Source organism: Desulfothermus okinawensis JCM 13304, assembly GCF_054654515.1.
Genome location: NZ_BAAIEW010000022.1, coordinates 26,831 through 39,191 on the forward strand (window position 1 = coordinate 26,831; position 12,361 = coordinate 39,191).

At 36.7% G+C, this 12,361-nt stretch carries 10 protein-coding genes and 2 tRNA genes; all 12 read left to right on the top strand.

What is annotated here, in order from left to right; genetic code table 11:
* Positions 1–61 precede the first annotated feature (61 nt).
* The 12 genes from ACYQ0O_RS09285 to ACYQ0O_RS09340 all read left to right on the top strand — a co-directional run bounded on the left by ACYQ0O_RS09285 (position 62) and on the right by ACYQ0O_RS09340 (position 12,353).
* Positions 62–145 (top strand) — tRNA-Leu (locus tag ACYQ0O_RS09285).
* Between the two features lie 32 nt (positions 146–177).
* Positions 178–250 (top strand) — tRNA-Phe (locus ACYQ0O_RS09290).
* Between the two features lie 234 nt (positions 251–484).
* Entirely contained in the window at positions 485–1,198 is a 714-nt protein-coding gene (locus tag ACYQ0O_RS09295) for a hypothetical protein (RefSeq protein WP_459892386.1), read from the top strand.
* 225 nt (positions 1,199–1,423) lie between these two features.
* Positions 1,424–1,978, top strand: a complete 555-nt coding sequence (tssJ, locus tag ACYQ0O_RS09300) for a type VI secretion system lipoprotein TssJ (protein ID WP_459892388.1) — start codon at positions 1,424–1,426, stop codon at positions 1,976–1,978.
* Between the two features lies 1 nt (position 1,979).
* Positions 1,980–3,377 carry a type VI secretion system baseplate subunit TssK gene (tssK, locus tag ACYQ0O_RS09305; protein WP_459892390.1) on the top strand — a complete coding sequence of 466 codons (1,398 nt, stop codon included), beginning with the start codon at positions 1,980–1,982 and terminating at the stop codon, positions 3,375–3,377.
* 15 nt (positions 3,378–3,392) lie between these two features.
* Positions 3,393–4,058, top strand: coding sequence for a DotU family type IV/VI secretion system protein (locus ACYQ0O_RS09310; RefSeq protein WP_459892392.1), 666 nt, complete (start codon positions 3,393–3,395; stop codon positions 4,056–4,058).
* Positions 4,059–4,089: 31 nt separating this feature from the next.
* On the top strand, positions 4,090–7,569 hold the full coding sequence (locus ACYQ0O_RS09315; RefSeq protein WP_459892394.1) for a type VI secretion protein IcmF/TssM N-terminal domain-containing protein: 3,480 nt from the start codon (positions 4,090–4,092) through the stop codon (positions 7,567–7,569).
* Positions 7,529–8,242, top strand: coding sequence for a hypothetical protein (locus tag ACYQ0O_RS09320; RefSeq protein WP_459892396.1), 714 nt, complete (start codon positions 7,529–7,531; stop codon positions 8,240–8,242). Before ACYQ0O_RS09315 ends, ACYQ0O_RS09320 begins: the two co-directional genes overlap by 41 nt.
* Entirely contained in the window at positions 8,239–9,837 is a 1,599-nt protein-coding gene (tssA, locus tag ACYQ0O_RS09325) for a type VI secretion system protein TssA (protein ID WP_459892398.1), read from the top strand. Before ACYQ0O_RS09320 ends, tssA begins: the two co-directional genes overlap by 4 nt.
* A 22-nt stretch (positions 9,838–9,859) precedes the next feature.
* A complete protein-coding gene (gene tssB, locus ACYQ0O_RS09330) occupies positions 9,860–10,345 on the top strand; it encodes a type VI secretion system contractile sheath small subunit (RefSeq protein ID WP_459892400.1) in 486 nt (161 codons plus the stop codon).
* 16 nt (positions 10,346–10,361) lie between these two features.
* A complete protein-coding gene (gene tssC / locus ACYQ0O_RS09335; protein WP_459892402.1) occupies positions 10,362–11,843 on the top strand; it encodes a type VI secretion system contractile sheath large subunit in 1,482 nt (493 codons plus the stop codon).
* Positions 11,844–11,861: 18 nt separating this feature from the next.
* Entirely contained in the window at positions 11,862–12,353 is a 492-nt protein-coding gene (locus tag ACYQ0O_RS09340; RefSeq protein WP_459892404.1) for an Hcp family type VI secretion system effector, read from the top strand.
* The last annotated feature ends 8 nt before the right edge of the window (positions 12,354–12,361 follow it).

A 12,361-nucleotide genomic window follows, 5' to 3' on the forward strand; every position in this document is an offset into this window, starting at 1 on the left:
AATTTACAAAAAAGACTTGCCAATGGAGATTTTTTAGTATAAATAAGGACTCGCCAACGACGCCGAAGTGGTGGAATTGGTAGACACGCTAGGTTCAGGACCTAGTGGGGTTCGCCCCGTGGGAGTTCGAGTCTCCCCTTCGGCACTTAGGATGTTCTTTGAAAATTTAGTTAGCAAGCCGAGGTAGCTCAGTCGGTAGAGCAGGGGACTGAAAATCCCCGTGTCGGTGGTTCGATTCCGCCCCTCGGCATAAAATATATAAAATAATTAAGGCCACTTAGAGAGAACCTCTGGGTGGCCTTTTTCTTTTAGGTTTTGAAATTAGTCACCTTTTTTCGGAATTGGAGTGAATAATGTTTTTCAAAAGGGCATACTCGGCAATGTCCATAGAGAGTATTGTTCGCCTATCCTACTTTTTTTCTTTTATAAACATAGATTAGGCTTTATATTGACTAATGAATTAATTTCACATAACATACGTCTTATGAATGAAATCACAGAAATAAACAACACTAATCAAATGTCCTCTGAATTATTAGAGGCCTATATCAGAAACTATGTAAGCAAGTATTTAAGGGAAGAGCTTGAAGTATTTGTTCGAACCAATGAGCAAAGGGCTAAAGAGCTTTCAACAATAGAGAGAGTTATCCAGGTAGAAGAAGAGCTAAAATCTCTAAGAGAAATAGAACTTGCCAGATTTGAGGCCTCTGAGAAAAGGTTTGAATCGCTTCAAAAAGAAATGAACACAAGGTTTGAGGCGCTTCAAAAAGAAATGAACACAAGGTTTGAGGCGCTTCAAAAAGAAATGAATGCTAGGTTTGAGGCCTCGGATAGGAAGTTTGAATCACTTCAAAAAGAAATGAATATCAGGTTTGAATCTCTCCAGAAAGAAATGATTGCCAGATTTGAGGCATCTGAGAAAAGGTTTGAAGCACTGCAAAGAGAAATGACTGCCAGATTTGAGGCCTCTGAAAAAAAGTTTGAGGCGCTTCAAAAAGAGATGAACACAAGGTTTGAAGCCCTTCAGAAAGAAATGAATGTCAGGTTTGATGCGTCTGAGAAAAGGTTTGAAGCACTGCAAAGAGAAATGAATACCAGGTTTGAAGCTATTGAGAAAAGATTTGCTACCATGCAATGGACAATGGGAATAGGATTTACCTTTCTTACTATATTTATCTCGATTTTGAAATTTTTTTAACCCAGAGTTAAAATATCAGAAAATTTTTCGCCTCTCCATTTAGGAAAAACAACAAAACCAATTTATCCTGCTAATCACTTCATAAGTCGGCAAGCTTGTATCTGCCATCTTTTTTTATTTATCCCGAGTTTATTAAAATGATAGCCTCGGTCTAGGTGCCTTTAACATCTTGACCTTTGATTTTTTTGTTGATAACTAGATTTACTATATAAAATGGAGAAAAAGATGAGATTTAGGAGTATAATATTTTTTTTCCCTTTATTTTTTATTATTAGTTGTGGTTCTAATGCAAAAAATTTACGTGAACCAAAATGGGTTTATGGATCCCGGGCCATAGAGATTCACTATAAGGCTGACAACAAATTGAATTTTTTTAATAATAATCCACATACACTGGTCTTAAAGGTCTTTCAACTAAAAGACATATCTAATTTCAAGGATCTAATTCAAAATAAAGATGGTATTCTAAGGCTATTGCAGTATTTAGGGCAAACAGGTTTTCTAGGTAAAGCAGAATCAGACCTATTGGGTTATAAAGAGTTTATAATAGAGCCTGGAGAAGAAAAAATTATTTATCTGGATAGGGCAGAAGGTGCAAGATGGATTGGTGTTGTTGCTGGTTATTATATATTAAGTCCAGATAATTGTTCAAGGGTATTTAAGATCCCCTTAATTTATAAGAAAAAGGGTTTGTTGTTTAAAAAGACGAGCGTATCTATTGGAAAACTCTTTGTAAATTTGATGTTAGGCCCTACAGGTATCCAGCAGATAGGAGGTTAAATTGGAACCTAAAAGACCAATTTTATGGCACCAGGGATTATTTTTGCAACCCCATCATTTTCAATACCTTGAAGATTATATAAAGGACTTTTATACACCTTTTATTAGATACAGGGTGAATGATCTTTGGGGTGTTGTGAAGGCAGATATTAATTTAGATTCCTTAAATGAATTTGTATTTGAATTAAATAAAGGAGAATTTATTTTTAAAGATGGGTCCTGGGTTGTATTTCCAGGCAACTCCATATTAAAATCCAGGTCATTTAAAGAAGAATGGTTTGATGTAGATAAGCCATTTTTTGTATATCTGGGCCTAAAAAAGCTAAGTAAAGATGCAAAAAATGTTTTTCTTATAAAAAATAACGAAGACATTCCTCGTGAAATTTCAGTGAGATTTGTCTGTCCAGAGAATGGAGAACAGGTTCCTGACCTTTATGATCCCTCGTCTCCTCTGGGAAACATAAAAAAGATGAGTTATGTACTTAAGATCTTTTGGGAAAATGAAATTCAAGAACTTTCAGATTATGAGATTATCCCATTGGCAAAATTGATAAGGGATAGCGGGAACATAAAAGTAGCCCAAGATTTTGTTTATCCATGTATAAATCTTGCATCTTCTAATGTGATTTTGGAGCTTTTTAAAGGAGTAAAAGACCAAATTACTTCAAGATGTAAGCAACTGGAGGAGTTTAAAAATCCAGTAAGGGGCAAGGGCTCTAATATTGATGCTCAGTATCTCATGTATTTTTATGCACTTCGGACCTTAAATAGGTATGTCCCCCTATTTCACTCTTTTTTTGAGCAACCAGATAAGATTTCACCAAGGGATGCATATGTTCTTATGTCCCAGCTCATTGGAGAGCTTAGTTGTTTTACTGAAAGGATAAATGGATTATCTGAAACAGAGAAAGGTATGAGGCTTCTTCCAAAATTTAACCATGAAGATCCATATTCTTGTTTTTTTGAGGCGAATAGGCTCATATGGGAGCTTTTAAATGAGATAATTATTGGACCAGAATATATTATACAACTCAGAAAAGAAGAGATTGGATGGGTTGCGGAATTGCCACCTGAAAGTCTGGATCGACGCAATAATTTTTATCTAATTATGAATACAGAGGAAGATATTACATATTTATTAGAAGCAGCAAAAAACCTAATTAAGGTGTGTTCTTTGGAATGTGTAAATACCCTGATAGCACGTGCCCTGCCTGGGATACCTCTAGAATATGTTGATAGTCCTTTAGCTGGAATTCCCAGAAAAGAAGGGTCTAACTATTTCAGGATAGATAGAGAAAATCCTCTATGGGAGCATGTTATGGGAGAAAAGAACATTGTAGTAGTATGGGATGATGCCCCAGAGGACCTAAAAATGAATATTGTGGTATTAAAGCAATAAGATAAGGGACTTATTATGTTGAGTATTACTCTTTCTGATTGTTTTATGGAGATATTTGCATACACCCTTTATTTATTAGAGGATTTAAATAAGGGAGAAGAGCCTGAGTTTCAGGTGGTAGTGAAGCATTATGAGAATTTGTTTGATAGGTCTAAAAATATGGCAAGAGAAGCTGGATTTTCAAATGTAAAATGGAAAAAGGGATTATTTCCCGTATGTGCCTATATTGATGAAAAGATATTGTGTTCTACCTGGAAAGAGAGGCAACGCTGGATGAACAATCAACTACAGAGAAAATTTTTTAATACTACTAATGCAGGAAAAGAATTTTTTGAGCGTATGGAAAGGCTATCTGAAGAAGAAAAGGATTTAAGGGAGGTATATTCCTATTGCCTCTCCTTTGGATATAGGGGGAGATATTATCATGTTGAGGATACGGAAAAACTTCAAGAGCTTAAGACAGAAAATTTATTAAGTTATTTTGAAGATGACGAAGATGTGTCAGTGCCTGATGTGTTGTGTCCTATGGCCTATCCTGAGGGAGAGGAAAAACCTCGTTTAAGAAGTAGATGGATAAATAAGATTTGGTTTGTGGGATTAATACTACCTCCATTGATAGTTGGAGCTTTGTTTTGGGCAGCTAAATTTTATCTTGAGAATTTTAAAGGTAGTTTTTTCTAAATCTTTAGTTATTAGACCGAGGTGAGTGGTGTTGAAGATATTTACACGAGCTCTAATGGTCATCTTTTTTATAATCCTTATAGCATGTGTTTTGGTTTATGGTTGGTTAAATAATTGGCCGTGGTGGTTATTTTTAATAGGTACGGCAATTGTTTTAACTTTATGGCTCGGCATCTTGTTTATAAGACGCTATATTGCCAGGCGAAGGGAAAAACTTTTTGTCAAACGGGTTATAGAAGAAGATGAAAGGTCCTTGGAAGCTGTACCAGAGTCTAGACGCCTGGATTTTGAAGAGCTTCAAAAGAAGTGGAAGGAGGCCATATCTTTGCTTTCTTCCTCTCATCTTAAGAAAAAAGGGAATCCTTTATATGTGCTCCCATGGTTTTTGTTTTTAGGAGAATCAGGTTCAGGGAAAACAACAGCTTTAAAAAATTGTAGATTAGCCTCTCCACTTACAGATATCCCGCGGGTATCAGGTATTGCAGGTACAAGAAATTTTGATTGGTGGTTTTTTAACGAGGCGATTATATTGGATACAGCAGGAAGATATTCTATCCCTGTTGATGAGGTTTTAGACCGTGAAGAGTGGGAGAAGTTTCTTGTATTAGTTGCAAAATACAGGAAAAAAGAGCCAATAAATGGGATTGTGGTAACAGTTTCCACAGATAGTTTGCTTAAGCAAGACAATACAACCTTAACGGATAAAGGGCAATATTTAAGAAAAAGAATAGACCATGTAATGAGGGTAACAGGTCACAAGATTCCAGTTTATATCTTGGTTACTAAGCTGGACCTTATCCATGGGATGACGCCGTTTGCCTCAGTACTTGGAGAAAGATACTTTAATCAATCATTGGGGTATATGGGTTCTGACGAGCAAGGAGAAAAATGGGAGGACTTTTTAAAAAATGCCTTTGATTATATAGCTACACGTCTTAAAAGGATAAGATTTTTGCTTGTTCAACAAGATAGGGAAATATCACCTGGTCTGCTTGTTTTTCCAAATGAATTTAGTCAGTTGTATCCTGGGTTAAAGGCTTTTTGTCAGGGTCTTTTATCTCCTAACCCTTATCAAGAATCTCCGTTTCTTAGGGGTATTTATTTTAGCAGCGCAAAACAAGAGGGTGATCTCATCTCAGAATTTCTAGAATCCTTTGGTTTAAATAAATATTCTAAGATTAATACCTCTTTTAGAGAGAAGGGGCTATTTTTAAAGGATATTTTTTCCAAGATATTACCACACGATCGTTTCTTATTTGTTCCATTAGTAGAATATCAGAAATGGAAGAGGGTGACATTAGGTTTTGCACTACTTACATGGATATTTTTCAACATAGTTGTAGGGGGGCTAATTGCCGGGGCTTTTGAACACAATCTTATGATTATAAAAAAGGCAAAAGAAATAGGAAGGGTAAAAATTATTAATAATATTGGGCCAGATTTAATTGTTTTATCAAAATATGGAGAAGATATCAGCTTATTACAAAAACAACAAAATGACTATCTTTTGCCACAGATGGGTTTGAGTTATGCAAAGGGCGTTGTCTCTAGTTTAAGGAAAAAATATATTTTATATTTTGAAAAGTGTATTCTTGATAGATTAGACAACAATATATTTAACTCTGTCAGGGAAATGAATAAAGGTAAAGAATTAAACGAGGATTTTAGTATTGAAGTAGTAGATTTTATTACAGCCCAGGCAACCATCTTAAAAAATAGGATCAAAGGGAAATCCATTGATAATAAATTTTTTGATGACATAACATATTATTCAACATATATACTTCCCAATTTATCAGGAGAATTAGCTCCATATTTTGGGAGATGCTTTAAATATTATATTATGTTTTCTAACAATAGAGATTTAAAAATAAAATATGAAGAGATATTAACTCAACTGAGAGACTTTATTACTACAAAGGGTACCCAGCTTCATTGGATTGTAAAAAACCCAGGCCTTAATAAATATAATATTACCTTGAGCTCTTTTTGGGGTAATAGTCCCATACAAGATAGTGATCAAAAGGAGATGTTTGTTTCAGGTGCTTTTACAGAGAAGGGTAGAAAAGAATTAGACAATTTCATTAATTTATTGGAAAATCTATTAAAAGATGAGGGAATTATAACCAAAGATATAAAAATCAATTTTTATAAATGGTATGAGCAGGAATTTTTTCAAAAGTGGTATGAATTTATTGAATATTTTTCACAAGGCCAGAGCAATTTAATCTCATGGGATCAAAGGCACAATATGGCCATCAAGATGTGTAATGAGCATAATCCCTATTTTGATTTAATTGAGGTGTTTAGCAAGGAAGTAAAAGGGGCCTTGCCTCATGCAAAAATAAGAGATTGGGCAATACCTGTTTTGATGTTGGCACAGGCCAAAAAAGAATCCTATATACTTTCTAAAGAAAAGGAAAAACAAATAGGACTAAAGGAGAAAATAAAGACAAAGCTTGAGGGGAGTTTCATAAAACTAAGGGCCACCAGTTCTTCACTATCTGACATAAAACAGGCAAAGGAATTTGAGGAAGTTTTGCGGCTGGCAGGGGAATGGACAAAATATATGCATGATTTAAAGCAACTACAGCAGGTAACAGATGATTCAGAAGCTGCGTTTTCCCTTACTTCTGGATTTTTTCCCTATGGAAGGAAACCTGAAGAGAGTAGATCTCCTTTTTATGAAACATTTAATGAAATTTATATTATAAAAAATAAGTTAAAAAAATATGGTAATTCTGATACTGCAATTTTACTCTTAAGAGGTCCTTTTGATTATATATTGGATTATTCTGTTATGGAGAGTGCATGCGTATTACAGAGGAAGTGGGAAGAAGAAGTAATTGGTAAGCTACAGGGACTCTCTTATATGGATAAGATAAAGGAGCTGTTTTCAGGGGATCAGTCATTAATGGCAAAGTTTTTACAAACAACAGCAAAACCCTTTGTGGGGATAGATAGATATGGATATTATCCCAGACAGGCGTTAGGGAAAAAAATGCCTTTTTTGAGGGGTTTTTTTGAATTTGTAAACCAGGGAAACAACTTGAAGTTCAGTTCAAAAAAAGAGTACTATGTAACACTTAAGACCCTTCCTATAAGTGCGAATAAAGATGCCAAAATTATCCCTTATGGATGTAAATTAAGTCTGCAATGTGCAGACAAGATTTATCAACTTGAAAATCTCAACTATCCTTTGGAAAAGACTTTTAAGTGGTCCCCTGACAGTTGTGGAGATACAGTGCTTGCCATATATCTACCAGGGCTTAAACTGGAAAAGGTTTATTCTGGGACCATGGGATTTGCAAAATTTTTGAAGAAATTTAGGGATGGGACAGGTATTTTTAGGGCAGAGGATTTTCCAAAAAATATATCTTTTCTAAAAAGTAATGGGCTTGAGTGGATTAAGGTCTCGTATGAAATTAGTAATTCAGGTCCAATAATTCAATTACTCCAAAAGATTCCAGATGAAATTCCTCTTGAAATTCTTCAATGTTGGCACGAGTAAGCCGGTTATAGAATACGGTGTATGGGGAAAACATCCCTCTTTTTGTGATTTTATTGAAATTTCGCCCCATTGTTTTGAAATCCCAGTATTTTTAAGATATTTTAAAAAAGGCATGATTTCTCTATCGGGACAATGGAAGGCATGGGTAATCCTTTTTAAAAGAGAGGGATTGGAGATTGCAAGTTTAAAAAATTCAAAAGATATGTTAAATAGGCCCTGTCCTATTATAGTTTATACAGAGATAAAGATAAGACAAAAAGATTTTTCAAATAGACTGCATAGTGCCTTTGATCTTTTTGATGATATGGATAATATTATTTGTGATAACTATGATTCACTCAAGGATTTTAGGGCAAGGCTACAAAGACAAACAATGAGACTTAGAAGATACATTTTTGATGTCCATGATACAGAGATTAGAAAAAATATTTTAAAACTAAGACAAGTCCTTTTAAAGGAAAAGGGGATTTGTCTAAAAAATAAGTCTATTGACACAAAATTTCCAATAGGCTCCTTTAAAAAAGATATTATACTGTTTTTAAGGGCAGTGGAAATGTATCTTCAAGTAGCTCCTAGGGGGATATTGTTGTTTTTTTACCCTGAGCATATAGAGGCAAGGATAATATTCAGGCAACTAATGGTTCAAGATTTTCTGTGGGGTCTTAAACAATGAATCTAGAAGAAATAGGAAAGTCTCCTATTAGTGGAGATAAGCCGGCAGGTGAAGATGTAGCCTATGAACCAGAGTTTGAATTGTTGCAGGCAGAAATAGACAAGATGTCTGTGGTCTCTGCTGCTGGGGAAGTTGATTGGAAAAAGGTAGTAGAACTCTCAACTACCTTACTCTCTGACAAGGGAAAACATCTACTTGTATGTGTCTATCTTGCCCGTGGACTCATGGAGACCATGGAGTTTAAAGGGTTGTGCCTGGGAACAAAGATTTTAAAGGATGTGATATCAGAATACTGGGACAACATGTATCCACCCAAAAAGAGGAAAAGGGGTAGGATAAATGCTGTTAAATGGTGGTATGACAAGACAGAAGGTTTTCTCCGTTCATTAGTTGATGGCCCTGAGCAGGATGAAGAAGAGGTACAGGAACTAAAATCATTGCTCAAAGAACTGGATCAGGTTTTAGACGAGAAGATGGGAGCTGATGCTCCTATTTTAAGACCTTTGATTCAACTTGTTGATCGTCTGAAGATAAAGAAGAAGGCATCTGTTTCTGAGGAAGAGAAATCCGGGCCTGAACAAACTCCGTCTATGGAAGAGACCCAGAAACAAAAAGAGGTTCAAGTAGAGCACAAAACGTCCCAAACTGCTCCTCTTAAACCTCCTGCTAGTGGTTCAAGAGAGATAGATACAGGAAAATTAGAGTCCCAGAAGGATGTGAACCGTCTTCTAGGTCGGTGTTTAAATGATTTATCACAAATTGTTAAATATTATATGGAAAAGGATCTATCAAATCCTATGTTGTATGAGATAAATAGGTTCTGTGCATGGGTAGATGTGGATGTGTTGCCTGTTGTTCAGGAAGGTAATAAAACCATGTTGCCCCCCCCAGATGAGTCTATAAAATCCAATATACAAGGGCTTATTAATAGCAGGGAATATGAAGATGCAGTAAGGGCGTGTGAATCCCGGGTAAAAGAGTTTATATTCTGGTTGGACCTATCTTATTTTTCTGCCCAGGCGCTTCAAGAACTTGGAGGGAAATATCAAAAGGCCTATGAGGCTGTCTCTTATATTACTACTTCGTTTGTACAGAGACTTCCTGGAATAGAGTCCCTGGCATTTTCTGATGGAACACCCTTTGTTGGTGCAGAGACCAAGGCATGGATAAAGGGATTTATGGGTGGAGATGATTTAGGGGATCAGGGGACAGTTGATAGGGACCCTTTTTTTGTAGCCCTTGAAGAGGAAGCAAAGGAGTTGGTGAAGAAAAAAGATATCCCTCAAGCCCTAGTTGTATGGCAAAGGGGTATAGATGGAGGCCGTGGGGTAAGGCAGAAGTTTCAATGCAGGCTTGAATTGATCAAGCTTTTATTGAAATCAGGGAAAAAGGAACTTGCACTTCCCCATATAGATCTTCTTCTAAAGGACATAGATCTATATAAGTTGGATATGTGGGAACCAGACCTATCAGTAAAGGCCTTTACCACTATAATAGATGTATTGGATGGCACAGAGGAGCAAAATGAGAGAAGGATGGAGATCATAAATAGACTAATATGCCTGAGTCCTTCTCTTGCTTTTAAAATCTTATAATAAAAATATAAGGAGGTTTAACATGGAAGGATCAATAGCACCAAAGGAAAGGGTCAATATAACCTATAAACCAGCTACTGGAGATGCCAAAGAAGAGGTGGAACTCCCTTTAAAACTCCTGGTCATGGGGGATTTCACTTTAAAAGAGGACGACACAATGCTGGAAGATCGAGAGCCTATTAGTGTGGATAAGAACAATTTTAATGATGTATTAAGGGCTCAAAATCTGGAACTCCAATTTACAGTGCCAAATAAATTAAGCGATGAAGAGGATGCTGGGGAGATAACAGTTAATCTAAAATTTCAAAGTATCAAGGACTTTGAACCAGATAATATTATAAAGAATGTGCCAGAACTGGCCAGAATTATGGAACTCAGGGAGGCACTGGTGGCACTTAAAGGTCCACTGGGAAATGTTCCTGAATTCAGGAAAAAACTTCAACAATTGGTACAGGATCCAGGTACAAGGGAAAAGATATTAAAAGAACTTAATTTAGATGAAGAATAAAAAAAGGAGTATGTCTATGGCAGAAGAAAAACAACAAAAGCAACAAGAGGTTGTAGAGGCAGGTGAAGGTTCCCTGCTGGATGAGATAATAGAAGCAACCAGGGTGAAACCATCTGATGAGGCATATGAGATAACTAAGAGAGGGGTCAAGGCATTTATAGATGAGCTTTTAAAGCCTACCAGGGAAGGGGTAAAGGTCACCAAGAATGTTGTGGACGAAATGATTGCCCAATTGGATTCAAAACTGTCTGCTCAGGTAAATGAAATTCTCCACCACAAGGATTTTCAGAAACTTGAGTCTGCATGGCGTTCATTAAAGTATCTGGTGGATAATACTGATTTTAGAGAAAATATTAAGATTAACATCTTGAACGTGAGCAAACAGGACCTATTAGATGACTTTGAAGATTCTCCTGAAATCCCTCAATCTGGGCTTTATAAAATTGTTTATACAGCTGAATATGGACAATTTGGTGGACAGCCATATGGTGCCTTGATTGGCAATTATGAATTTGGCCCAGGGCCTCAGGATATTAAACTACTTCAAAACATAGCCAGTGTTGCTGCAATGGCTCATGCACCTTTTATTGCTGATGCATCTCCTGCATTTTTTGGCATAGAATCTTTTAAAGAACTTCCAAATCTAAAGGACCTGGATGCAATATTCGAAGGACCTCAATATGCAAAATGGCGTTCTTTCAGGGAATCAGAAGATGCCAGATATGTTGGCCTTACTCTGCCAAAATTTTTGCTACGTCTTCCCTATGGTCCAGACACAGTGCCTGCAAAGACCTTTAATTTTAAAGAGGATGTATCCAGTGGAGATGATGCATTTTTATGGGGAAATACTGCCTTTGCCTTTGCAACAAGGCTAACTGATAGTTTTGCCAAGTATCGCTGGTGTGCCAATATTATTGGCCCTCAAGGTGGAGGGGCTGTGGAGAATTTGCCTGTTTATAATTTTGAGGCAATGGGCACTATTCAGACCAAGATTCCAACCCAGGTACTGATTTCTGAGAGAAGGGAATACGAGTTGGCAGAGCAGGGATTTATAGCCCTTACCATGAGAAAGGGATCAGACAATGCAGCATTTTTCTCTGCAAACTCATGTCAGAAGCCAAAGACCTTTGGAAACACAGAGGAAGGGAAAGCAGCAGAGCTCAATTATAAGCTCAGTACCCAGCTTCCCTATATGTTTGTGGTAAATCGCCTGGCTCATTACATAAAGGTAATCCAGAGAGAACATATTGGCACATGGAAACAAAGGGGAGACTTGGAAGATGAATTAAATAAGTGGATTAGGCAATATGTGTCTGATCAAGAGAATCCAGCTCCAGGCGTAAGGTCCAGACGTCCACTCAGGAGGGCAGTAATTGAAGTAAAAGATGTTCCCGGGGATCCTGGTTGGTACAGTGTTAGCATGAAAGTGATGCCACACTTTAAGTATATGGGTGCAAATTTTACCCTGTCATTGGTAGGTAAATTGGATAAAGAATAAAAAAAGGAGGTTTAAGTCATGGCTCTAACAGGTTATTTAAAGGTAGTTGGAAAGAATCAGGGTGAAATTAATGGGGATTGTAAACAAAGTGGTCGTGAGAATTTAATTGTGGTATATGGGGTTGAGCACAATATAGAGATACCACGGGATCCCCATACTGGTTTGCCAACAGGGCAAAGGATCCACAAACCATTAATAATAACAAAACATGTGGATCAGGCAAGTCCTAAACTCAATCAGGCATGTACTTCTGGAGAGCAACTATCAGAGGTTACCCTGCAATTTTACAGGATAAATGAAAAGGGACAGGAAGAACATTATTATACCATAAAACTGGAAAATGCCATAATTGTAAACATGAAGTGCTATAAGCCCCTTACTTTTTTGGAGGAAAACAAGCCTTATAAGGACATGGAAGATGTATACTTTTCCTATGAGAAGATCATATGGACATATGAACCTGATGGAATTGAGGCAGAGGATAGTTGGCTTGCACCAAAGTCTGCTTAACCAATGTG

What these genes read in the sequence shown, in the direction of transcription:
- ACYQ0O_RS09295 (WP_459892386.1), top strand. Translation starts at nt 485, where the DNA reads ATGAATGAAATCACAGAAATAAACAACACTAATCAAATGTCCTCTGAA.
- tssA (WP_459892398.1), top strand. Translation starts at nt 8,239, where the DNA reads ATGAATCTAGAAGAAATAGGAAAGTCTCCTATTAGTGGAGATAAGCCG.
- tssC (WP_459892402.1), top strand. Translation starts at nt 10,362, where the DNA reads ATGGCAGAAGAAAAACAACAAAAGCAACAAGAGGTTGTAGAGGCAGGT.
- ACYQ0O_RS09310 (WP_459892392.1), top strand. Translation starts at nt 3,393, where the DNA reads ATGTTGAGTATTACTCTTTCTGATTGTTTTATGGAGATATTTGCATAC.
- tssB (WP_459892400.1), top strand. Translation starts at nt 9,860, where the DNA reads ATGGAAGGATCAATAGCACCAAAGGAAAGGGTCAATATAACCTATAAA.
- tssJ (WP_459892388.1), top strand. Translation starts at nt 1,424, where the DNA reads ATGAGATTTAGGAGTATAATATTTTTTTTCCCTTTATTTTTTATTATT.
- ACYQ0O_RS09340 (WP_459892404.1), top strand. Translation starts at nt 11,862, where the DNA reads ATGGCTCTAACAGGTTATTTAAAGGTAGTTGGAAAGAATCAGGGTGAA.
- ACYQ0O_RS09320 (WP_459892396.1), top strand. Translation starts at nt 7,529, where the DNA reads ATGAAATTCCTCTTGAAATTCTTCAATGTTGGCACGAGTAAGCCGGTT.